The sequence below is a fragment of the uncultured Xanthomarina sp. genome (genome assembly GCF_963971605.1).
Classification (GTDB): Bacteria; Bacteroidota; Bacteroidia; order Flavobacteriales; family Flavobacteriaceae; genus Xanthomarina; species Xanthomarina gelatinilytica.
On the sequence record NZ_CAXATZ010000012.1, the window covers coordinates 40,776 to 65,275 of the forward strand.

The 24,500-nt window shown below is 36.2% G+C and carries 20 protein-coding genes and 1 tRNA gene; 6 read left to right on the forward strand and 15 right to left on the reverse strand.

Annotated elements, in window-relative coordinates; all coding sequences use genetic code 11:
- Positions 1-74 precede the first annotated feature (74 nt).
- A complete protein-coding gene (locus tag AACY93_RS06590) occupies positions 75-632 on the reverse strand; it encodes a hypothetical protein (RefSeq protein WP_287006136.1) in 558 nt (185 codons plus the stop codon).
- A 192-nt stretch (positions 633-824) separates the two neighbouring features.
- Positions 825-2,282, reverse strand: coding sequence for an RNA polymerase factor sigma-54 (gene rpoN / locus AACY93_RS06595; RefSeq protein WP_286854626.1), 1,458 nt, complete (start codon positions 2,280-2,282; stop codon positions 825-827).
- A gap of 99 nt (positions 2,283-2,381) precedes the next feature.
- On the opposite strand from rpoN, the gene AACY93_RS06600 reads away from it, so the two are divergent.
- The gene (locus AACY93_RS06600; protein WP_286854627.1) at positions 2,382-2,570 is read left to right on the forward strand and encodes a hypothetical protein; all 189 of its coding nucleotides are present in this window, start codon (positions 2,382-2,384) and stop codon (positions 2,568-2,570) included.
- A gap of 135 nt (positions 2,571-2,705) precedes the next feature.
- Here AACY93_RS06600 and AACY93_RS06605 read toward each other — a convergent pair whose 3' ends face one another.
- The 10 genes from AACY93_RS06605 to rplM all read right to left on the reverse strand — a co-directional run bounded on the left by AACY93_RS06605 (position 2,706) and on the right by rplM (position 12,283).
- Positions 2,706-2,999, reverse strand: coding sequence for a type II toxin-antitoxin system RelE/ParE family toxin (locus tag AACY93_RS06605; protein ID WP_286854628.1), 294 nt, complete (start codon positions 2,997-2,999; stop codon positions 2,706-2,708).
- Positions 2,989-3,699, reverse strand: a complete 711-nt coding sequence (locus AACY93_RS06610) for an addiction module protein (protein WP_286854629.1) — start codon at positions 3,697-3,699, stop codon at positions 2,989-2,991. Before AACY93_RS06610 ends, AACY93_RS06605 begins: the two co-directional genes overlap by 11 nt.
- Before the next feature lie 64 nt (positions 3,700-3,763).
- On the reverse strand, positions 3,764-5,197 hold the full coding sequence (gene asnS / locus AACY93_RS06615; protein ID WP_286854630.1) for an asparagine--tRNA ligase: 1,434 nt from the start codon (positions 5,195-5,197) through the stop codon (positions 3,764-3,766).
- A 45-nt stretch (positions 5,198-5,242) separates the two neighbouring features.
- Positions 5,243-7,663, reverse strand: a complete 2,421-nt coding sequence (locus AACY93_RS06620) for an efflux RND transporter permease subunit (protein WP_286854631.1) — start codon at positions 7,661-7,663, stop codon at positions 5,243-5,245.
- Between the two features lie 243 nt (positions 7,664-7,906).
- Positions 7,907-8,461 carry a ribosome recycling factor gene (gene frr, locus AACY93_RS06625; protein WP_007647729.1) on the reverse strand — a complete coding sequence of 185 codons (555 nt, stop codon included), beginning with the start codon at positions 8,459-8,461 and terminating at the stop codon, positions 7,907-7,909.
- A 59-nt stretch (positions 8,462-8,520) separates the two neighbouring features.
- Positions 8,521-9,228: a UMP kinase gene (gene pyrH, locus AACY93_RS06630; RefSeq protein WP_286854632.1), complete on the reverse strand. Its 708-nt coding sequence runs from the start codon at positions 9,226-9,228 to the stop codon at positions 8,521-8,523.
- A gap of 176 nt (positions 9,229-9,404) precedes the next feature.
- Positions 9,405-10,382: a translation elongation factor Ts gene (gene tsf, locus AACY93_RS06635; RefSeq protein ID WP_286854633.1), complete on the reverse strand. Its 978-nt coding sequence runs from the start codon at positions 10,380-10,382 to the stop codon at positions 9,405-9,407.
- 85 nt (positions 10,383-10,467) lie between these two features.
- Positions 10,468-11,244, reverse strand: a complete 777-nt coding sequence (rpsB, locus tag AACY93_RS06640) for a 30S ribosomal protein S2 (protein ID WP_286854634.1) — start codon at positions 11,242-11,244, stop codon at positions 10,468-10,470.
- 197 nt (positions 11,245-11,441) lie between these two features.
- A complete protein-coding gene (rpsI, locus tag AACY93_RS06645) occupies positions 11,442-11,828 on the reverse strand; it encodes a 30S ribosomal protein S9 (protein ID WP_273006231.1) in 387 nt (128 codons plus the stop codon).
- Entirely contained in the window at positions 11,828-12,283 is a 456-nt protein-coding gene (gene rplM / locus AACY93_RS06650; RefSeq protein WP_273006229.1) for a 50S ribosomal protein L13, read from the reverse strand. Before rplM ends, rpsI begins: the two co-directional genes overlap by 1 nt.
- A 381-nt stretch (positions 12,284-12,664) precedes the next feature.
- Here rplM and AACY93_RS06655 point away from each other — a divergent pair, with 381 nt between their 5' ends.
- A complete protein-coding gene (locus AACY93_RS06655; protein ID WP_007647741.1) occupies positions 12,665-13,225 on the forward strand; it encodes a type 1 glutamine amidotransferase domain-containing protein in 561 nt (186 codons plus the stop codon).
- Positions 13,226-13,741: 516 nt separating this feature from the next.
- Here the strand turns inward: AACY93_RS06655 and polA are convergent.
- Positions 13,742-16,597 carry a DNA polymerase I gene (polA, locus tag AACY93_RS06660; protein ID WP_286854635.1) on the reverse strand — a complete coding sequence of 952 codons (2,856 nt, stop codon included), beginning with the start codon at positions 16,595-16,597 and terminating at the stop codon, positions 13,742-13,744.
- A gap of 306 nt (positions 16,598-16,903) precedes the next feature.
- Between polA and AACY93_RS06665 the strand changes: the two genes are divergently transcribed.
- From AACY93_RS06665 to AACY93_RS06675, 3 genes are all read left to right on the forward strand, one after another.
- A complete protein-coding gene (locus tag AACY93_RS06665; RefSeq protein ID WP_286854636.1) occupies positions 16,904-18,313 on the forward strand; it encodes an aldehyde dehydrogenase family protein in 1,410 nt (469 codons plus the stop codon).
- Positions 18,314-18,507: 194 nt separating this feature from the next.
- A complete protein-coding gene (locus tag AACY93_RS06670) occupies positions 18,508-19,734 on the forward strand; it encodes a metallophosphoesterase (RefSeq protein WP_273006221.1) in 1,227 nt (408 codons plus the stop codon).
- A gap of 124 nt (positions 19,735-19,858) precedes the next feature.
- Positions 19,859-20,155, forward strand: coding sequence for a thioredoxin family protein (locus tag AACY93_RS06675; RefSeq protein ID WP_007647753.1), 297 nt, complete (start codon positions 19,859-19,861; stop codon positions 20,153-20,155).
- Between the two features lie 2 nt (positions 20,156-20,157).
- On the opposite strand, the gene AACY93_RS06680 is transcribed toward AACY93_RS06675, so the two are convergent.
- The gene (locus AACY93_RS06680) at positions 20,158-20,901 is read right to left on the reverse strand and encodes a polysaccharide deacetylase family protein (RefSeq protein ID WP_273006219.1); all 744 of its coding nucleotides are present in this window, start codon (positions 20,899-20,901) and stop codon (positions 20,158-20,160) included.
- A gap of 3 nt (positions 20,902-20,904) precedes the next feature.
- Complete coding sequence (locus AACY93_RS06685; RefSeq protein ID WP_286854638.1) at positions 20,905-24,219, reverse strand: DUF2723 domain-containing protein; 3,315 nt, start codon at positions 24,217-24,219, stop codon at positions 20,905-20,907.
- A 151-nt stretch (positions 24,220-24,370) separates the two neighbouring features.
- Here AACY93_RS06685 and AACY93_RS06690 point away from each other — a divergent pair.
- Positions 24,371-24,443, forward strand: a tRNA-Gln gene (locus AACY93_RS06690).
- Positions 24,444-24,500: the final 57 nt, after the last annotated feature.

Below are 24,500 nucleotides of genomic sequence, written 5' to 3' on the forward strand. Positions count from 1 at the left end.
TATTTAAAAATACAATCCTTAATTCCCTTCAGTCTATGTTCTTGATTCTTGAAGCGAAGTGGTCTTAATTCTATTTATAACCAGTAATTCACTAATATAAGTTGAGGTAGCAAACCAATAAAGGCACCTATCAACAACTCTGTAGGTGTATGTGCTTTTAAATGAAGTCTGGAAGTGGCAATGGCACCAATTAAAATAAACATAAGTGCCAAGGTCCCATTGATATTAATGCTAAAATGAATGCTAAGCGCTATATAGAACATGGTAACACCACAAACGGCTATCATATGAATACTGGCTTTAAAGTTTAAAAGAGCCAATATAAAACAGGCTAGGGTGGAAATTAAAATACCAACAAAAAAATAGTACAATTCAATAATCTCGGTAGGAGGAAGCACGCGATTTATAATTAAAACGCTAATACACCCATTAATGAACAAGGGGAGGACTCTTTCTTTGGTGCTATTTAAATAAAAAGATTGAACCTGTCCTATGTTTTTTAACAAATAATACAGCAAAATAGGTAAAAAGATGGTCAAGATGCTCAACGAAATAATCTTGGCCCTAATTATTTCCATGGGAATAAACCTGGGCGATTTTGAAAAGTAAAAAACCACACCTAATAACGGCATGAGGACAGGATGAAAAATAAACGAGATACTTTTTAAAAGCTGATTCAAATTTTTGATTTAAAATTAAGGAATTTTACCATTATTTGAAGAGAACCGTATCTTAAGCTCGTCTTGTGTTTTTAATTTTGGACCATGAATCCACGATTGCTTATTTAATATTCGTGTATTCGTGGCATTTTTTAAAATAAATCGCTAAATCTTCTTACGCAACCTGGCCACTGGAATATCCAATTGCTCTCTGTATTTGGCAACCGTTCTTCTGGCTATAGGATAGCCCTTTTCCTTTAAAATTTTGGCTAAGGCATCGTCCGTTAAAGGCTTTTTCTTGTTTTCCTCCTCGATAACCGTTTCCAGGATTTTTTTAATTTCCCTGGTGGAAACTTCTTCGCCTTGATCGTTGGTCATCGATTCCGAAAAGAATTCCTTAATCAATTTGGTGCCATAAGGTGTGTCTACATATTTACTATTGGCCACTCTGGAAACGGTGGACACATCCATGTCTATTTCATCTGCAATATCTTTCAGGATCATAGGTCTTAACTTGCGCTCATCGCCTGTTAAAAAATATTCTTTTTGATAGTGCATAATGGCACTCATGGTAACAAACAAAGTCTGCTGACGTTGCTTTATGGCATCTATAAACCACTTGGCAGCATCCAGTTTTTGCTTGATAAACATGACAGCATCTTTCTGCGATTTCGATTTGTCCTTAGACTCCTTGTAACCCTTCAGCATGTTGTTGTATTCCCTGGACACATGAAGTTCGGGTGCATTCCTGCCATTTAAGGTCAGTTCCAATTCGCCATCTACAATTTTAATGGCAAAATCTGGCACCACGTGTTCTACCATGCGGTTGTTACCGGAATAGGAACCTCCAGGTTTCGGGTTGAGGCGCTCAATCTCTTCTATGGCATCTTTAAGTTGCTGTTCGGTAATATCGAATTTTTGAAGTAATTTTTTATAATGTTTCTTGGTAAAACTCTCGAAAGCATTATCTATAATATCAATAGCTAATTCAATAGCTGGCTTTTTTTCTTTACGGTGTAACTGGATGCTCAAGCACTCTTGAAGATTTCTGGCGCCAACACCTGCAGGATCCAGTTGATGGACTATTTTCAAGACTTTTTCTATTTCATCTTCAGTGGTATAAATGTTTTGGGTAAAAGCCAAATCGTCCATAATATCAGGTAAGGAACGACGGATATAACCACTTTCATCAATACTGCCTACAAGGAATTCGGCAATATCAAACTCATCATCGGTAAGCCTAAAGGTATTTAATTGGTTGATTAAATGTTGCGTAAAAGAGGTTCCAGCAGCATAAGGCATGGTTTTTTCTTCGTCGTCACTACTGTAGTTATTGGCTTGGGTTCTATAATCAGGAACATCGTCGTCGCTTAAATACTCGTCCACGTTAATGTCGTCTGCATTTATAGAGTCGTTGTCATCGTCATAATCGTTGCTATTACCAAAATCGTCATCGTATTCATCCAATGGTTCTTTACCACTTTCCAAAGCAGGATTCTCCTCCAATTCTTGTTTCAAGCGTTGCTCAAATGCTTGCGTAGGCAATTGTATCAGCTTCATCAATTGGATTTGTTGAGGTGATAACTTTTGTGATAATTTAAAATGTAAATATTGTTTAAGCATGGTATGGATTTCTATATAAAAATAAAAAAAACAATCTACTCTGCGAACAGAATAGCGAAGATAGTTTTAATGAAAATAATTTTCATAGAAATTTGGTTTTTGTCATTTTTTTTTTTTTTTGTAGATTTATGTCATTATTCCCTCATAGACACATCGCAAATGTTGCCCATGCCTGTGGCAAACATTACCAAGCGTTCAAAACCTAAACCAAAACCAGAATCTACAGCCGTTCAGTATTTACGTAAATCCACGCTACCATGGCGTTTGGGTAAAAGCATACCGCTATGATAGTAGTCGTTTTACTATTTTTAGGAGTTACTTTATTTTAAAGAACGTCATGGTTAATCTAAAGATTAATCAAAATCTAAAGTATAAAAAACCACCTAGGCTCCTAGATGGTTTTACATTATTTTTACAAGATAATTACTTTGCTTTTTTAACTGGATGTTGGTGCGTGTTGAATACGGAATAAACGAATATGGTATCTTTTATTTTTTCGTAAATAATAACATAGGGAAATCGTTTTAATGGTAATTCCCGAAATACTGGTTTCCTTTTTATGGGAAAATCTACATTTCCATTTTTTAAAGTTTCAAAATAACCTTCCAGATAGTTGTAAAATTCTTCTCCTAAACCTAATTGCTTAGATTCGTACCAGTCAATTGCATCATAAATTTCAATTTCAGCATCTAAACCAATAACTAACTTAGAACCCATACTTCTTTCTAATCCCGCTTTTTACATCATCCCAACTTTTACCTTTGGTTTCTCCAGATAGATGTTTTTTTCTGCGTTCTTCAATTATTTTATAGTGTTCTTCTGAAACTTGTGATGGCGATTCTACTACATTAATAGAATCGAAAACACCATCCAAGGTCATTAACTTTGAATCATCTTTGATAATCCTGTTAAACCGTTCTATTAAACTTTTTCTTAATTCTATTGCTGCCATAATACCAAAGATACAAATTATTAAATTCACGTGGTTTTTATTTTTCAATTCATAAACCATACCTAAAATAACATACTTTCCATTGGATGGTGAAATTCCAGTTTCTTCTGCAATGGTAGCTATCTTATCATTGTCATCGTCAGGATCCATAAAATTAGGAATTCCGTCTCCATCAAAATCATCATTATACGCATTTCCATCTTGATTGGTATCTTCCAAATAATCAAATACAAAATCTAAATCATTGTCTGTGTAAAAACGATTAGGTATTTTATAATCTGATTCTGTAATTGTTTGGGAAGAAACAATTTCAAGATCATTTCCTAGATTGTTTGTTAAGAAATCTGGATCTAAAAAGGAAAAGTAAATGATATCTTCAACATCGCTATTTGTAATATCAAAACTATAGTTTAAATAAGAAAAACCCCAATGGGGATGCGTTCTTCGCCTACATCTCGACTGCACTCAATGTAACACTCTATATTATGGTAATTGAGCGTAGTCGATTGGTAACTGAGCCTAGTCGAAGTTAAAACTCAGCATTTTGAGGTGTTCTAGGAAACGGAATCACATCGCGAATATTACCCATGCCAGTGGCAAACATTACCAAACGCTCAAAACCTAAACCAAAACCAGAATGGACGGCCGTTCCGTATTTACGTAAATCCAGATACCACCATAATTCTTCTTCGTCTATGTCCAGAGCTTTCATTTTTTCTTTAAGCACGTCCAAACGTTCTTCACGTTGCGAGCCTCCAACCATTTCGCCAATGCCTGGAAATAAAATATCCATGGCGCGAACCGTTTTGCCATCTTCGTTTAAACGCATGTAAAAGGCTTTGATGTTGGCAGGATAATCAAACAAAATAACAGGGCAGTTAAAGTGTTTTTCCACTAAATAACGTTCGTGCTCACTTTGTAAATCGGCTCCCCATGCCTCAATAAGATATTTGAATTTTTTCTTCTTGTTTGGTTTGCTGTTTTTAAGGATGTCTATGGCTTCGGTATAGCTTACGCGTTTGAAATTGTTGTCCACCACGAACTTAATTTTTTCAATCAAGCTCATCTCGCTACGCTCGGCTTGGGGTTTGGTTTTTTCTTCTTCCAACAAACGGTTTTCAAGAAATTCCAAATCTTCACGATTGTGTTTTAAAATATAGCTTAAAACCGATTTCATGAAATCTTCGGCTAGATCCATATTTCCAGCCAAGTCCATAAAAGCCACTTCTGGTTCTATCATCCAAAATTCTGCTAAATGTCTAGAGGTATTCGAGTTTTCGGCTCTAAAAGTAGGTCCAAAGGTGTACACTTTCCCCAAAGACATGGCATAGGTTTCAGCCTCTAATTGTCCGGAAACGGTTAAATTGGTTTCTTTGCCAAAAAAATCTTCTTTAAAATTGACGTTTCCAGCCTCGTCCAATGGTGGGTTTTTGGCATCTAAATTGGTCACACGAAACATTTCCCCTGCACCTTCAGCATCACTACCAGTTATAATTGGTGTGTGCATATAATAAAACCCATTCTCGTTAAAATATTTATGAATGGCAAAAGACAGGGCAGAACGCAAACGCATCACAGCACTAAAGGTGCTTGTTCTGGTGCGTAAATGTGCGTTTTCCCTTAAAAATTCGAAAGAGTGTTTTTTAGGTTGAATAGGAAAACTTTCAGGATCTGAATCCCCTAATATGTCAATGGAACTTACTTGTATTTCAACACGCTGTCCTTTACCTTGACTTTCTGTCAACGCACCTTTAATATGAACAGCAGCTCCGGTTGTGATTCTTTTTAACACAGCTTCGTCGGTGTTTTCAAAATCTACAACACATTGTATGTTATGTATGGTAGAACCATCGTTTAAGGCAATAAATCGGTTGGCTCTAAAGGTTCTAACCCAACCTTTTACTTCAACATCCTGTAAGGTGTTTTCCTTGGAAAGTAAGTTTGCAATGGTACTTGATATCATGGTTTTATTATTTTGAATGCAAAGATAAGTCTTTGTGCTGTTTTTTTAAGGGTTCTTGTTTGTTTCAGTTTGGTTTTCATCTTCATCTTCATCTTCATCTGGAATGATATTTATGGATGGTTCTTTTAAAACTTCCTTGTTGGCAATGTTTCTTTCCAACGATAGCAATAACGAAGGCAATAGCAACAAATTAGATAACATGGCAAAAAGCAAGGTAGCAGAGACCAAGGCTCCTAAGGCAACGGTTCCTCCAAAACTGGAAAAGGTAAACACCAAGAAGCCAAAGAACAATACAATAGAGGTGTAAAACATACTTACGCCAGTTTCGCGAAGGGCTCCATAAACCGATTTTCTAATTTTCCAGTGGTTGGCTTGTAGCTCTTGTCGGTACTTGGCCAAAAAGTGAATGGTATCGTCCACCGAAATCCCAAACGCAATACTAAATACCAAAATGGTTGATGGTTTTATGGGAACACCCAAATATCCCATTAAACCAGCTGTAATGACCAAAGGCAACAGGTTAGGGACCAATGAAACCACAATCATTCTAAAAGAGCGGAACATGTATGCCATAAATAAGGAAATAAGCAAAATGGCCAAGGACAAGGAAATGGCTAAATTCTTAACCAGATATTTGGTGCCTTTTTGAAACACAAGAGCCTTTCCTGTAATGGTAACATGGTATTTCTCTTCAGGAAACAGTTTGTTGATCTTGGTTTGAAGATCTTCTTCTATGTCTTCCATCTTATCTGTACCAATGTCTTTCATGAATGTGGTGATACGTGCATATTGCCCTGTGCTATCCACAAAATTGCTTAACAGGTTTAAATTGGAAGAAGAATTTTTGGCATAACTTAAAATAAAGCTGTTTTCTTGTGAGGTTGGCAATTGATAATATTTAGGATTGCCATTGTAATAAGCTTGTTTGGAATATTTCACCAAACTTACTATGGAAATGGGTCTGGAGAGTTCCGGTATTTCCAAGATAAGTTCCTCTAGTTCGTTCATGCGCTTTAGGGTAGCCAATTTCATGACGCCTTTTTTGCGTTTGGTGTCCACTAAAATTTCAACAGGCATGATGCCATTGAATTCTTCTTCAAAAAACCGAATGTCCTGGAAAAATTCGGCTTCTTTAGACATGTCCTCTATTAAACTCCCCGATATCTTTATTTGGTAAATACCAATCATACTTGCAATTAAAAGCACAATGGATGTAATGTATATGGTAATGCGTCTTTCTTTTACCATACGTTCCATCCAATTGACAAAACCTCCAATCCAACGTTTGTTTAAGTGTTCTAAATGTCTGTCTTTAGGAAACGGTAAAAACGTGTAAATTATTGGAATAATCAGTAAGCATAAAATAAATATGGAAAGAATGCTTAAAGAGGCTACCACACCAAATTCCTTTAACAGGGTACTTTCGGTTAACATAAAAGTAGCAAACCCAGAGGCTGTGGTCACGTTAGTCATTAAAGTGGCATTTCCAACTTTGGTGATAACCCGTTGCAGCGATTTTACTTTATTGCCATGCAGTTTGACTTCGTGCTGGTATTTGTTAATTAAAAAGATACAGTTGGGAATACCAATTACAATAATAAGTGGTGGTATTAAAGCTGTAAGAACGGTTAGTTCGTATTGTAAAAACCCAATAATCCCAAAGGTCCACATAACTCCAATACAAACTACTAATAGCGAAATAAAGGTGGCTCTAAACGACCTAAAGAACAGGAAGAAAATAAGTGAAGTAACACCTAAGGCCAAAGCAATGAACTTCCCAATTTCGTCAACAATATTTTGGGCATTTAAAGTTCTTACATAAGGCATTCCAGAAATTCTTACGTCTAAATTTGTAGCTTTTTCAAAGGCCTCCACTTTTGGTAACAAAGCATCAAACACAAAATCTTTACGTGCAGCTGTATTTACAATGTCTTTTCTTAAATAAATGGCTGTACGTATGGTTTTGGTGTTCTTGTTGAACAGGAAATTATCGTAAAACGGATATTTTTGAAACAGATCTTCTTGAAGGGAATCCAACTGCCTGTTAGTATGAATGGAATCTGTAATAAAAGGTTCTAGCTCAAAACGTTCCTCTTCTGTGTTTTTTACTAATTTTTTTAGGTCTTTTATGGAAACCACGGCTTCAACTTCATCCAAAGACTTGAAGGCTTCAGAAAGCTTGTTCCATGCGTTTAAATGTTCAACCGTAAACAATGACGAATCTTTAACACCCAACACTACCAGATTGCCTTCCTCACCAAATATGTTTAAAAAATCGGTATAGACTATGTTTACTTCGTGATCGTCCGGGAGTAAATTGGCTTCGGTATAGGTAAAGCGCATATGGTTCCATTGCGTACTAAATAGAACGGTTATGGCTACAATGGAAAGCAGGATTGCAATTTTATTCCTTAGAATAATACGAGCAACCACGTCCCAAAACCCTTTTGTAAATAATTTTAACATACTAAAATAAAAACAGGCGCAAAGTTAGCGAAAAGCAATGTATTTGCTCACGGATTTTAATCATAATCTATGTTAAATTAAATGTTTGGTGTAAAAAGCGATCCTCTAAATAGGGATTGCTGCGAAAATTTATTTAAAAACGGAATATAACAGAATTGGAATTGGTGTTTCCTTGTGTAAATACAGGGTTTCTTTTTAAAAATGAAATCATTAAAAAAGCGACTTCAAGTCGCTTTTTTACAATTACACGGTCATAATTTCTTTTTCTTTGACTTCCAGTAAGGAGTCAATTTTTTGAACATAGGTATCCGTTAATTTTTGAACATCCGCTTCAGCATTTTTTTGAAGATCTTCAGAAACATCTGCTTTTTTTATGTCGTTATTGGCATCTTTTCTGGCGGTACGCACACTTATTTTTGCATCCTCGGCTTCTGCTTTTGCTTGTTTTGCCAAGTCGCGTCTGCGCTCTTCGGTTAAAGGTGGTACGTTAATAATAATGGTGTCACCATTGTTCATTGGGTTAAAGCCTAAATTGGCAAACATGATCCCTCTTTCAATTTCCTGAAGCATGTTTTTTTCCCAAGGTTGAACCGTTATGGTTCTACCATCTGGCGTGTTTACGTTGGCAACCTGACTTAATGGGGTTTGGGAGCCATAATAATCTACCATCACACTTCCCAACATGGCAGGACTTGCTTTGCCAGCTCTAATATTAACAAATTGTTTTTCTAGATGCTTAATGGCGGCATCCATAGATTCCTTTGCTGAGTCTAATATAAATTGAATGTCTTCGTTCATCTTTTAAAATTTATTTTTAATGGCTTTTTCAAAAAACAAGCCAAAAGTAAAAGTACGTATTATAAATTAACTTTAGTTCCTATATTTTCACCAGAAACCACTTTTAACAGATTGCCTTTTTTATTCATATCAAACACAATAATGGGCAATTCGTTTTCTTGACTTAAGGTAAAAGCAGTGGTATCCATAACCTTTAATCCTTTTCGTAACACATCGTCAAAAGAGATATGATCAAATTTTACGGCCTTGGAATCCAATTCTGGGTCTGCATTGTATATACCATCCACTCGGGTCCCTTTTAAAATCACATCGGCTTCAATTTCTATGGCACGTAACACAGCTGCAGAGTCTGTGGTGAAATAAGGGTTTCCTGTGCCACCTCCAAAAATGACCACACGTCCTTTTTCCAAATGTCTTAAAGCCCGTCTTCTTATAAAAGGTTCTGCCACCTCTTCAATATGGATGGCTGTTTGCAACCTGGTTGGTACACCAGCATCCTCCAGAGCACTTTGCAGCGCCAGACCATTTATAACGGTAGCAAGCATGCCCATGTGATCCCCTTGAACTCTGTCCATACCGTTACTGGCTCCAGCAACACCTCTAAAAATATTGCCACCACCTATAACTATGGCTACTTCAACACCTTTGTCTGTAATTTCTTTAATGTCTTTCGCGTACTCTGCCAAACGTTCTGGGTCTATACCGTATTGTCTGCTACCCATTAAAGCCTCTCCAGATAGTTTTAAAAGAATTCTTTTGTATTTCATGTGTTTTTTAGATGAATATCATTCCTGTTACAAGAGGAATAAAGCGTTTTGCAAAGCTACATAAATTTTTTATTTATTGAATTTTTATAAAATGAGATTTTACCAATAAAAAAACCACTACCTCTTAAAAAAGGTAGTGGTTTGATATAATAAGTAATTCTTGCTATTGCGAGAATTTATTCTCCTACTGATACACGTTTAAAACCTGTAATGGAAACATCTCCATAAGAGGCTACATATTTAGCAACGCTCATTTTCTCATCTTTAATAAAGTTCTGGTCCAATAAGCATTTTTCTTGATCTAACGTGGTGTTGTCTGAAATAAAACGTTCCATTTTTCCAGGAAGGATTCTATCCCAAATTTGTTCTGGTTTTCCTTCAGCTTTTAGTTCTGCTTTTGCAGCTTCTTCTGCTTGGGCCAATACTTCAGGTGTTAATTGTGCCATAGAAATATATTGAGGCACATTTTTTAAGGTTTTACCTAAACGTCCCAATTCAATATTGTCTTTTTCAATAACAGCAATTCTTGCTTCTGTTTCAGCAGCTATAAACTCAGGATCAAAATCTTTGTAAGATAAGGTAGTTGCTCCCATGGATGCTACTTGCATAGCAACGTCTTTTACTAAGGTTTCAGCATTTTCCACTTCTTTGGATAAACCTACTAAAGCTGCAATTTTGTTAATATGCACATATTGTCCAACGTAAGGAGCTTCTAATTTTTCAAAAGCGGTAATGTCTAGTTTTTCTCCAATAACACCTGTTTGCTCAACTAATTTATCGGCAACGGTCATGCCTCCAAAATCAGACGCTAAAAAGTCTTCTTTAGAGTTGAAGTTGATGGCCTTTTCCGCCAATTCGTTAGCAAGGGCCACGAAGTTTTCGTTTTTACCAACAAAGTCTGTTTCACATCCTAAAACAATAGCAACACCAACTGTGTTGTCGTCGTTTATTTTAGCGATAGCAGCACCTTCAGAAGATTCTCTGTCGGCTCTTTTTTCTGCCACTTTTTGACCTTTTTTACGTAATACGTCAATGGCTTTGTCAAAATCGCCTTCTGCTTCAACTAATGCTTTCTTGCAGTCCATCATCCCTGCACCTGTAGCTTGTCTTAATTTATTAACCTCTTGGGCTGTAATTTTTACCATAGCTTCCATTATATGTTTAATATTTAAAAAAGTCGTTTAATCTATTTTCAGTAAGAAAAGAATAAACGACTTTTTAATGTGTTTTACTTAATTTTTATTCTTCCTCTTCTGTAGCTACTGCTTTCTTTTTGGATGCAGATTTTTTATCAGCTTTAGGAGCATCTTCTTTAGTTGCGTCTTTCTCAGCTTTTCTTTCTGCCAAACCACCAGCAATAGCGTCTGTTACGTAAGTTAAAATTTTGTTGATTGACTTAGAAGCATCATCGTTTGCTGGAATTACATAGTCAACTTGACGTGGGTCTGAGTTGGTATCTACCATAGCAAAAATTGGAATGTTTAATTTTTGAGCTTCTGCAATCGCAATATGTTCACGCTTAATATCCACTACAAACAAGGCAGCTGGTAAACGCGTCATGTCGCTAATAGAACCTAAGTTCTTTTCTAATTTAGCACGTTGACGGTCTACTTGTAAACGTTCTTTTTTAGATAAAGAATCGAAGGTACCATCTTTCTTCATTCTATCAATGGTAGCCATTTTTTTAACGGCTTTTCTAATAGTCACAAAGTTTGTTAACATACCACCTGGCCATCTTTCTGTAATGTAAGGCATGTTGATGTTACCTGCTTTTTCAGCAACAATATCTTTTGCTTGTTTTTTTGTTGCAACAAATAAAATTTTACGTCCGGAAGCTGCAATTTTAGCAAGTGCTGCTCCAGCTTCGTCAATTTTAGCTGCTGTTTTGTAAAGGTTGATAATATGGATGCCGTTGCGCTCCATATATACGTAAGGAGCCATGTTGGGATCCCATTTACGTGTAAGGTGACCAAAGTGTACACCTGCTTCTAGTAAGTCTTTTACTTCTACTGCCATTTTGTAATAGTTTACGTTCTGTTGAATTAGCAATGATTAAGTGGTCCACACCCCATGGTGTGTCGCCAAAATCATTTAGATGCTAAACTAAATCCTGACCTCTGGGCCATGGACAACAATAACTGGGTTATTTTTTTTGTTTTGTTTCAACAAGATGGAAATATATGATATAAAGGTCCCATCTTGTTGAAGTTGTATTAACGTTTAGAGAACTGGAACTTCTTACGCGCTTTTTTCTGACCGAATTTTTTACGCTCTACCATTCTTGGGTCTCTAGTTAATAAACCTTCTGGTTTAAGAATAGATCTGTTTTCTGGATCTAACTCGCACATAGCACGAGATAAACCTAAACGGATTGCTTCAGCTTGACCTGTTATGCCACCTCCATATACATTTACTGTAATATCAAAGTTGCCATCATTGTTAGTCATAACTAAAGGTTGATTTACTTTATACTGTAAAGTTGAAGTCGTAAAGTAATCTGTCATGTCTTTTTTGTTCACGGTCATGTTCCCTTTTCCTGGGGCAACATACACACGAGCAACAGCCGTCTTTCTACGGCCAATTTTGTGAATTACTTCCATTAATTGAATTCGTTTAAGTTAATTGTTTTTGGTTTTTGAGCCTCATGTGTATGAGTTGCACCAACTACAACGTTAAGATTACGGAATAAATCGGCACCTAATTTGTTTTTAGGTAACATTCCTTTTACTGATTTCTCTACCAATCTTGCTGGATCTTTTCCATACAATTCTGTAGCAGATAAACTTCTTTGACCACCTGGATACCCTGTGTGACGAATGTAAGTCTTATCGTTCCACTTGTTTCCCGTTAAGTTGATTTTTTCTGCATTGATAACAATAACGTTATCTCCACAATCAACGTGTGGTGTGAAGTTAGGCTTGTGTTTACCTCTTAAAAGTTTTGCAACTTTAGAAGCTAAACGGCCTAGGCTTTGACCTTCAGCATCAACTAAAACCCACTCTTTTGTAACAGTAGCTTTGTTGGCTGAAATTGTTTTGTAGCTTAATGTGTCCACACTTATTAATTTTTTTTAACCTGTCTGCCGACAGGCAGATTAAACATTCCTCTCTTAAAAAGAGTTTGCAAATTTACGATTATATATTTGATTACCAAATAGTGTGAAGAGATATTTTTGATAACTTTGTTTATGTCTTTTTTCTAACATATTATATATTGAAAATTATTAAACCCCTATTGATGATTAAATTATTTTTTTCAGTCTTTCAGTACATTTTAAGTTTAACAAAAACGAACTTAAGTTAATTCAGTTCAATTTTTTTTAAGACTCATTAACATGAATCGTTAATCTTGGGTTAAACCCTCTTAATTTCTTGACTTCTGCCCATATTAAAGGTATCTTGAAGTAAATAATAATTAATTAAAAACACACACAAAAATGGAAAACTTAAATAGAAAGACCGTTGCAATATTAGCAACCAATGGATTTGAAGAAAGTGAATTAAGAGAACCAAAAAAAGCTTTGGAAGAAGCTGGGGCAGATGTGCACATCGTTTCTTTGGAAGCTGGAGAAATTAAAGCTTGGGCAGATGGAAACTGGAGCAATACCTATAAAGTAGACAAAACAATTGATGAAGTTTCCCAAAAGGATTACCATGCTTTAATGTTGCCTGGAGGTGTTATTAATCCAGATTTGTTGAGAAGAAACGATCAGGCAGTTGCTTTTGTAAAATCGTTTTTTGAAAATAAAAAACCTGTAGGAGCTATTTGTCATGGACCTTGGCTCCTGGCAGAAGCAGATGTTTTAAAAGGACGAAAAGTGACCTCCTACAACTCTATTAAAACCGATATTAAAAATGCAGGTGCCAATTGGGTAGATGAAGAAGTAGTCGTTGATGAAGGATTGGTTACCAGTCGCTCGCCTAAAGACTTGCCGGCATTTAATTCCAAATTGGTAGAGGAAGTTTATGAAGGCAAACATGAGATGCAAACAGCATAAGGTGTAGACATCCATCTAATAAACCAAAAAAACAGGGCGTGAATTCACGCCCTGTTTTTTTGGCTTGCCTATGTTAACATATAATATATAAGGAAATAAGCAGATGCAATTGTTAGGTATAACACCATAAGAAATACAGTCATTTTAGGGTTAAAAAGTATTATTGTAAAATAATATCAGGATTTATTTATTGATCTGTTTAGCTATTTTAAGACAGGTTATATCAACGGCTAGTATATGGCTTAAGTATAGCTTAAGTATAGATAGTGTATGCAGAGTGTATGGAGAGTATATGAAACCTGTACAATCCATTCGGGATTAAATAGTATTATAGTATCATAAATCAGGATGTAATTAATAACCTGTATAGCTATTTTAGGACGGCTTTAATCATATAGATACTCTATAGATACTCCATGGATACTCCATGGATAATGTATGAAGGCCAGCGTTTTTTCCTACAAAACCGAGTTATTGTTTCATGGGATAAAAATAGTAGAAAGAAAAAACAGTCGCTTAATGTGCTTCTAACCAATTGTCACCAACATCTAAATCAACGTCCAAAGGCACTTTTAGTTTAAAGGCAGATTCCATTTCGGTTTTAATTAAGGGTTTTATGTGCTCCAATTCAGGTTTGTAAACATCAAAAACCAATTCATCATGTACTTGTAGCAACATTTTGGTTTTGTAATGTCCAGCTTCCAGTTTTTTATGGATATTAATCATGGCTACTTTAATAATATCTGCAGCACTTCCTTGTATAGGGGCATTAACGGCATTCCGTTCGGCTGCTCCTCGAACTACGGCATTCCTGGAATTGATATCCTTTAAATAACGTCTTCTGCCCAAAACTGTTTGTACATAACCATGGTCTCTGGCAAAATCCACCTGTTTTCCAATATAGCTTTTAAGTTTTGGATAGGTTTCATAATAGGTGTCAATCAGCTCTTTCGCTTCACTCCTGGATAAATTGGTCTGGTTGCTCAACCCAAAGGCCGAAACACCATAAATAATTCCAAAATTAACCGTTTTTGCATTGCTACGTTGTTCGCGTGTCACCTCATTTAAAGGCACATTAAACACTTTGGATGCCGTAGATGCGTGAATGTCTTCGCCGTTTTTAAAGGCTTCAATCATGGTTTCTTCATCACTTAAGGCAGCAATAATTCGCAATTCAATTTGAGAGTAATCGGCTGCCAATAAAGTATAATCCTCATTTCTTGGAATAAACGCTTTCCTAACTTGTCGGCCACGTTCTGTTCTAATAGGGATGTTCTGTAAATTGGGATTGTTACTGCTCAACCTTCCTGTTGCAGCTACCGTTTGCATATAATCTGTATGGACACGACCTGTTGAAGGCGCCACTTGTAATGGAAGTGCATCAACATAGGTGCTTTTTAGTTTGGCCAAACCACGATACTCCAAAATGTGTTTTATAATGTCATGATCCTTTGCTAAATAGGACAAAATATCCTCAGACGTAGCGTATTGACCAGTTTTGGTTTTTTTGGGTTTATCAACCAGTTTTAATTTATCAAATAAAATGTCTCCCAATTGTTTTGGCGAAGCGATATTAAAGGCTTCACCAGCTTCCTTGTAAATATTGGCTTCCAAGGTTTTGATATCGCTATCCAATTGTTTTGAAAGTGTATTTAAATAAGCAATATCCAAGTTAATCCCTTCCAGTTCCATATCTGCTAGCACACGTAGTAAAGGGATTTCAATCTCGTCAAAGAGTTTTTGGGTATTGGCCTCACCTAATTCCTTTTCAAAATGTTCTTTAAGTTGTAAGGTAATATCGGCATCTTCCACAGCATATTCCGTTTGTTTTTCCAAAGGCACATCTCTCATGGAAAGTTGATTTTTACCTTTCTTCCCTATTAATTCCGTAATGGAAATAGGTGTGTAATTTAAGTAAGTTTCAGCCAAAACATCCATACTGTGCCTCATGTCTGGATTGATTAAATAATGTGCCAACATGGTGTCGAACAATTTGCCCTTAATGGTTACTTGATATTTTTTAAGAACCTTAATATCGTATTTCAAATTCTGGCCAATTTTTTCAATATTCTCATCTTCAAAAAACGGGCGCAATTGCTCTATGAGTTCTTGGGCTTCATCCTTTTTTTCAGGAAATGGTATGTAAAACCCTTTGCCTATATCCCAAGAAAAAGCAATCCCAACCAACTCTGCTTCCAACGGGTTTAAACTGGTTGTTTCAGTATCAAAACAAACGCTTTTTTGACTCATTAAATTGTTAATAAAGAGTTGGGTAGCCATTCCTGGTGCCACACTTTGATAAAAATGAGAGGTCGTTTCGACTGTGTTTCTGGTATATTCTGAAGTGGTCTCGGTTTTTGAAACTGAAGGGTCGCCACCAAACAATGAAAATTGTCCAGCTCCTGCAGACGCCTGTTCTTTTGGACTTGTTTTTTTTGGATTGTCTGCATTGGAAGCTCCCGTTGTCTTTGAAGTTGTTTCGGTTTCCGTACCAAAGGTTTTCAGAAAATTATCAATCAATCGTCTAAATTCCAATTCCTGAAAAATTTGGGTCACAGCTTCCACATCGGGTTCAGACATTTCAAAATCCTTTTCATCAAATTCCACAGGAACATCCAACATAATACGCGCCAATTCTTTAGAGAGCATGCCTAATTCTTTGGAAGCTTCAACTTTCTCCTTCATTTTCCCTTTTAGCTCATGCGTATTTGCCAATAAGTTCTCCATGCTTCCATAGGCTTGAATGAATTTTTTGGCCGTTTTTTCCCCAACCCCAGGCAAACCCGGAATGTTGTCGCTGGAATCTCCCATCATTCCAAGAAAATCAATCACTTGCTCTGGACGTTCCACTTCAAATTTTTGCTGTACTTCCGGAATGCCCCAAACTTCATAACCACCACCAAAAGATTTTGGACGATACATAAAGATGTTTTCTGAAACCAATTGGGCAAAATCTTTATCTGGAGTTACCATAAAGGTTTGATAGCCTACTTTCTCGGCTTTTTTTGCCAAGGTTCCTATCACATCGTCGGCTTCATAACCCTCTTTAACCATGATGGGAATGTGCATGGCCTTTAAAATCTCACAAATGTATGGCACAGCAATCTTAATGGCTTCTGGTGTTTCATCTCTATTGGCTTTATATTCAGAGAACATTTCCACTCTATCTGAGCTTCCACCCTTATCAAAACAAACAGCAAGATGATCTGGTCTTTCACGCTTAATGACATCTAAAAGGGAGTTCATGAAACCCATAATGGCAGACGTGTCCAGTCCTTTCGAATTGATTCTTGGGTTTTTTATAAAAGCGTAATAGCCACGAAAAATTAACGCGTAGGCATCTACTAAAAAAAGGCGTTTTTGTTCAGACATCGGATTGTTTTTGTAAGAACATCAAAGCTACAAAAAAGTTATTAGACCATATGGGTTTTTAAATCTGGAAACATCTTAATTTTTTTAAACAGTGAGTGCGTTTTGAAATTTTGGGAATAGCTGTAAAACAACATTTGTATCTAACCGCTTGAGCTCGAACAAATGGAACCCTGCTTTTAAAAGTTGTTGGATATTAAATGTCTCAAACATTTCAGTATATTTACCATAACCAATCTATTTGGCAAAACCCCAAAATTTAAAGAACAAGAATCCAGAGGCGAATTAATTAGTGCAGATTAGAAAAACATGAATGACAATAACAACCCATATTTTCAATTGTTTCAAAAACAAAAAACCAATCAGTTTCGGGTTGGGAATACGTCCTATAAAGAACGTATAAAAAAATTGAAACGATTAAAACACGCTTTGGAGCACACCTACAAACAAGAGATTAGGGATGCCCTTTTTGCAGATTTCAAAAAACCTCAATTGGAAACCGATTTAACTGAAATTTACCCAGTTGTAGACGAAATAAATTTCGTGAAACAAGAATTAAAGACTTGGTTGAAAAGGAAGCAAGTAGGTACGCCTTTGGCCATGTTGGGTAGCAGTTCTTATATAATTAACGAACCCAAAGGTGTTTGTTTGATTATCTCACCATGGAATTACCCCATTAACTTAACTTTTGGGCCTTTGGTGTCTGCAATTGCTGGAGGAAACACAGTGATTTTAAAACCTTCTGAAATGACGCCAAACACGTCAAAATTAATGGCAAAAATGGTATCGGCACTTTTCGATGACAATGAGATAGCCTTGGTGGAAGGGGAAGTGGAAACAGCTCAATCTTTGTTGGAGTTGCCATTTAACCATATTTTCTTTACAGGCTCACCAGTAGTTGGAAAAATTGTAATGAAAGCTGCGTCCAAGCATTTAACTTCTGTTACTTTGGAATTGGGAGGTAAATCCCCAACCATTGTAGATGAAACTGCACATCTTGAAAAAGCTGTTAGAAAAATTGTTTATGGCAAGTGCACCAATGCAGGACAAACATGCATCGCTCCAGATTATGTGTTGGTTCATGAGTCTTTAAAGGACGGATTTATTCAGCATTTTCGAAAAGAAGTAAAAGCCTTTTATTCGCAAAACCCGGAAGAATCAACATCCTACAGCCGCATTGTAAACAACAAGCATTTTGAAAGACTTAAAAACAGTTTGGATGATGCTAAAGATAAAGGTGCTTCCATTGACGCTGGAGGTGCTTTAAAACCCTCCCATTGTTATATAGAACCAACTTTGGTAAGTGAACTAACTGAAGATACTAGCTTAATGCAGGAAGAGATTTTTGGGCCAATTTTACCATTAAAAACATTTAAAACGCTGGAGGAAGCTGTAAACTATATCAATTCAAAAGAAAAACCCTTGGCCCTTTATATTTTTAGCAAAAGCAAAAAGAATACAGATTATATTATTAACAACACAAGAGCTGGTGGTACCTGTGTGAATCATAATTTATTGCAGTATTTGAACCACCATTTACCGTTTGGGGGTTCCAATAACAGTGGTATTGGTAAATCGCATGGCTATTTTGGGTTTTTGGAGTTTACCAATCAACGCTCGTTGTTAAAACAACATACTCTTGGAGCAGTCGATTTGCTAAAACCGCCTTATACTAATTGGAAACAAAAATTGGTGGATCTAACCATTAAGTGGTTTTAACATGTTTCTTATTCTCTAGCTATCACGTTTAAAGGTCTTCTTGGTAGAACCCTTTCAGTTGAATTTAGGTTTTTTTTAAAACCCAAATGTCTATTCACAGGCCTGAAAAAGAAAATCTTAACAGATGGTTAAAATTTTTTTTAAGCAGATGTTAATGGGTGAATTCAATTATCTTTGAACAAAATTTGCATGTTATGCGTTGGGTACTTTTTACTATTGTTTACATTTTTTTGGTGGTTTATGGTTTTCAGGCCATTAAAACACTTACCAAAAACAAATGGATTCACATTGCATTTATTGGACTTGCACTTTTGGTTGTGGGAAATTTTGTTTTTGAATTTGCCATTGCCACTAACGAGAAAGTTTTAACACAACCTAAAAGCGAAGCATTTGGGTTCTTGTTGGCTTTCATGTCTTTTAGTCTAGTGATTGCACCTATTTTGTTCAGTGAAGATATCGTAAGGTTTTTTGCAGGAGTATACCATAAATTCAGTCCATCAAAAAAAAATTTTCATGTGCCTTCCAGAAGGAAATTTATAAGCCAAATAGCTTTGGGCATTGCTGCCATCCCTTTTTCTTCTTTGCTTTATGGCATGTTTAAAGGAAAATACGATTTTAGGGTCTTAACGTACAAATTGTATTTTGATGATCTGCCCCAAGCCTTCGATGGCTATAAAATCACCCAAATAAGCGATATCCATTCCGGAAGTTTTGATGATAGGGAAAAAATCGAATATGCTGTAAATTTGGTCAATGAGCAAAAATCCAATGCCATATTTTTTACTGGAGACATGGTAAACAATAAAGCATCCGAAATGTTACCTTGGAAAGATGTATTTAGCAAGCTAAAAGCTGCAGACGGAAAATTTTCAGTTTTGGGGAATCATGATTATGGCGATTATGTGGATTGGGGAAATGAAGAAACCAAGCGTAGAAATTTAGAGCAATTAAAAGATATTCAAAAAGATATGGGTTTCGATTTGCTTTTAAACGAAAGTCGTTTCATTGAAAAGAATGGGGAACGTATTGCTTTATTAGGGGTCGAAAATTGGGGAAGAGGGCCTTTTAAAAAAGCTGGCGATTTAAAAAAAGCAGCTCAACATATTGAAAAAGAAGATTTTAAAATTTTATTGAGCCACGACCCTTCTCATTGGGAAGATGTGGTCATTTCAGACGATTATAAGTACCATTTAACATTGAGTGGTCATACACATGGCATGCAATTTGGCATAGAAATTCCAGGTTGGGTAAAGTGGAGCCCTATTAAGTGGCGTTATAAATATTGGGCTGGCATTTATAAGGAAATGGGTCAATACATAAACGTTAACAGAGGGTTTGGGTATCTGGGTTATCCAGGAAGAGTAGGCATTTGGCCAGAAATTACCGTTATTGAACTTAAAAAAGGAAAAGCTTTAACTTAATAAAAAAAAGACGGGTTTTGAAATTACCCAACCGTTGGAACTCACTATTTATAAGGCATGTATGCAAAATATGAAAAAAATACGTAGGTTTGTATATAATCATTTGACTTAAAACTTTAAAAGTATGTCAAAATTTGGGGAACTAATAGATGTAGATATTCCTGTTTTACTTGATTTTTTTACTGAATGGAATGAACAATCTACTGCCATGCATCCTGTTTTAAGAGATGTCGCTGCTGCCTTGGGAGACAAAGCAAAAGTTATAAAAATTGATGTGGATAAAAACAAAGAACTTGCCGAAGCCTTAAGGGTAAAAGGCTTGCCAACATTGATTATTTATAAAAATGGCGAAATGAAATGGCGTCATAGTGGTGAACAAGATGCCAACACGTTAATTGGGATTATCCAAGAGTACGTGTAACATCAAAAAACATCTGGATTCAACGACTTGAATGTATAGCCTTGTTTGCTGAAATGTTCAAGCACTTTTGGCAAGGCATATTGCATGTTTTCTGAAGCTTTTTCACTGTCGTGAAACACTACAATACTTCCTCTTTTAACATTTTTAATGACATTTTTCACACATTTTTCTTTTGTGGTTTTCAAGCTCCAATCCAAAGCTAAAATACTCCACATAATGATTTTGTAATCCAACGCCATTAATCTTCGGCCTTGTGCTTTGGTTATTCTTCCATAAGGTGGACGGAAGAGATTGTTGGTTGTTGATTGATGACCCGCACGAACCTGCCTTCTCGGTTCGGGCTGGTTGTTGTTTTTTGACTCGCCCGAACATGCCTTCTCGGTACGGTCGAGTTTTTGAAGCTGAAAATCAATAATATCTTGAGTTCGTTTTACATTTTCCACATAAGCCTCAGTTGTGGTTTTCCAGCCTGTAGGATGATTGTAAGAATGATTTCCCACCACATGACCTCTTTTAAGTATTTCCTGAAAAATATCTGGATGCTTTTCAATATTGTTTCCTATACAGAAAAACGTGGCCTTAGCTTGATACTCATCCAACATATCCAAGGTCCAATTGGTAATTAATGGCGTTGGCCCATCATCAAACGTGAGGTATAGAATCTTTTCCTCTGTGGGTAAATTCCAAGTGTATTTTGGAAACAGTTTTTTTACAAACAGAGGAAGTTTTGCCGGAATGAATTCCATGACTTAGTTATTTAAATCCAATAACATGCTATCCAATTCTTTTTCTTGTTGGAAATCTAGGTTTGGTTGAGGTTCCTGTTCGTAGTCTTCTCCTTGGTAAAAGTGACTGAATAGATTTAAATAGTTGGTAAACACTTTGGCTTCCTCTTTATAAAAATCTGTATCGTATTCTTGCAATACATTTAAAATGCCTTTGTAACGCTCTATATCCGTTAGGATGTCCTCTATTAGTTTGTATTGGCTTTCTACGTCCAATTTACTGAAATAGCTAAGGTTTTCCTGATATTTTATAGAAACATTTTTAAACAGCTGTTGTGCTTTCTCTTCAGATCCAACTTCGTAATAAATACCAATATAAGGCTCCAATAGGGTGTAATATCCAAAGAGTTCCACTGGCATGTTTTCCATGGCAATATCTGCAATTTCCTCAGCTTTTGTTAATTTTTCATCATTGATTAGTTGCTCTGCTAAACGTGCTAAATTCCCTCTATAGGTTATGGAGTTTTTACGGGTTTCTGTATCATGATAGATGTCTGGGCTGCCACTATTCCCCCAATCCCAATTCACTACTTTTTCGTACATTAAATCGGCATCCACACGTCCCATGTCAAATGGGTTAGCTCTATCTACTGGTGTTTTAATAGGCACCAATTTGTAGCACATGCCATCTAGCTGCAAATAATCTTTCATCCAGATATAATCTTCATTGCTAAACGCACCACCTGTAAAGTAAATAGGACGTTTCCAATCGTTATTGGCCACAATATCCAACATTAGAAGCCTGTTTTTATAAATAGCATTGTCAGTAATTTTAACATCCAAAAAATCCACCATCTCATCGGCATCCTTCTCTTTTACAATGCCAGATGCTAACGCATTTTCCTTGTTAACAGGAACTCTAATGTTCTCTACAGGAAAATAGTTGGAGTTTACCAATTGCGATGGGTAAAAGCTTGTGTCTTCGCCTTGTTGTTCTAAAATATACTTGAATTTGGTCCTAGGATTATCGCTAGTAATAAAATCCATAAAATCCTGAATCAACATGGTGTCTTTAGAAATCTCTCTTTTCATGATATAATCCCTGGTGCCATATCTATATTGATCATGTCTTAACTTAGTAGGGATTGGGTCGCTTTCATAAGCTTTGCGTTTCATTTGGTCTATGTACCAATCTGTTTGGAACAAACTAGTGTTAACCACACGAACATCGGTTCTGTAGCCTTCTATTTCCTGGGCATACCAAAGCGCAAAGGTGTCGTTATCTCCAATGGTAAATAAGATGCCGTTTTCGGCACATGAGTCCAAATACATTTTTGCCATGGCTCTGGCTGTATATTTTCCGGACCTGTCATGGTCGTCCCAATTGTTTGCCGCCAAAATTCCAGGTACCAAAGCCAAACAGGCTAGGGTAATGGCAGGAGCTAGAAATTTGGAAGAGGCATATTTGTTTAGTATGTCATATAAAGCATATACACCAAAACCTATCCACATGGCAAACACATAAAAAGAACCTACAACAGAGTAATCCCTTTCCCTTGGCTCAAAAGGTCTTACATTGGTATAAAATTGGATGGCCAAACCTGTAAATAGGAAAAACACCAACATGGTCCAAAATAGTTTTTTGTCTTTTTGGTACAAAAAGAATAAGCCAATAAGCCCTAAGATAAGAGGTAAAAAATAATACGTGTTTCTGGCTTTGTTGTTTTTAACATCGCTTGGTAAATTGTCCTGAGATAAGCCCAAATGCCACTCGTCTATAAACTTTATGCCACTTAACCAATTTCCATGGTTATCGTATCTCCCTTGTATGTCGTCTTGTCTTCCAACAAAATTCCATAAAAAATACCTCCAATACATATACCCTAACTGATATTCCAGCATGTAAGCAATATTGCTTCCTAAAGATGGTTTTTCAACATTGATATATTGTCCAAATTGTTTTAAAAAATCATGGTAATCCTCATAATCAACCAATCCTTGAGCCACATTGTTTTTAAACTCGGTTACAGCAGCTCTCAGTTCGTTTTGCATTTGGTATTCAGGTTTTATTTTGAAATCCAAATATCCAGAAAACAACATGTAATTCGTAGCGTTTTCTTGGCTCCACATACGAGGTAAGATGGAGGCATGTTCGTGATTATAGTTTTGTTTGGCGTTTTTCCAATCGTTTATAATGACATATTTCCCAGTCTCATAGTCTTTTTCGTAATTGGGCTTATCGTCCACATAAGGTTCGTTTTCATCCAATCCAGAATATTGATCGGTAAACAAAGGGCCGTAAAACAAATGTGTTTCGGGATACTGTTCCAAATTGTAATAAGCCAAAAGTTCCCTGGCATCACTTGGGTCGTTTTCGTTAATAACCACATTGGCATTGGCACGAATAGGAAGCATTAACCAGGAAGAAAACCCGATAAAAATAAACATCAAACATAAAATAGCTGTGTTTAAATGAGTGTAATTCTTGTCCCTGGTATATTTTATGCCAAAATAAAAAGCAGCAATCAAAACAAGACCAGCTATAATGGTTCCAGAATTAAAAGGCATTCCTATTGAGTTGACAAAGAAAATTTCAAAGGCACTAAAAATCTTTAAGGCATTTGGTAATAACAATTTAAATATAAAAAGTAAAATGGCAACTGAAACCACATTTGCAACAATGAAGTTTTTAACTGTAACTGTTTTGTAGTTTTTAAAATAGTAAATCAATCCAATAGCAGGAATGGTTAAAAGTCCCATAAAATGCACACCAAACGAAAGTCCTATGATAAAGGCAATAAGAATCAGCCATTTGTTTCCACGCGGCTTGTCCATATCTTGTTCCCAACGCAGTCCCAAATAAAACAATACAGACATGATTAGGGTTGCCATGGCATATACTTCGGTTTCAACGGCATTGAACCAAAATGAATCTGTAAACGTAAAAGCCAAACTTCCAACTAAGGCGCTTCCAAGTACAGCAACTTGTTTTGATGTGGTAAACTCACCATTTAATGTTATTATTTTTTTAAGAAGCAAGGAGATGCTCCAAAACATAAACAAAATAGTAAAAGCACTGGCAACAGCACTCATTAAATTCATAACCAATCCTATTTGGCTAGGTTCCAAGGCAAACATAGAAAAGAACGCGCCAAACATTTGGAATAAAGGAGCTCCAGGAGGATGTCCAACTTGTAATTTAGAGGAGGTTAGTATGTATTCCCCAGCATCCCAAAAACTTACTGTTGGCTCTACAGTTAAGCTATAGGTTGTAAATGCAATTAAAAAGGAGAACCATCCCAAAAGTGTATTCCATTTTTTAAAGCTGAAGTGTGTCATAGATTCTATGTTTGTTAAAGAGGCGAATTTAACAATAATTATGTTATCAGAAATGTTTTTAAGGAAACGTTAAGTATTTTGAAAATATTTTCTTTAAAAAATACTTGCGCAAACAAAACTTTGTTTTAAATTTGCAACCTCAATTACACAATGGCCTATGGTGTAACTGGCAACACGTCTGGTTTTGGTCCAGAAGAGTCTAGGTTCGAGCCCTAGTAGGCCAACGTAAATTTGAAGCCCTTACTTTAATTAGTAGGGGTTTTTTAATTTAAGCAAGAAAG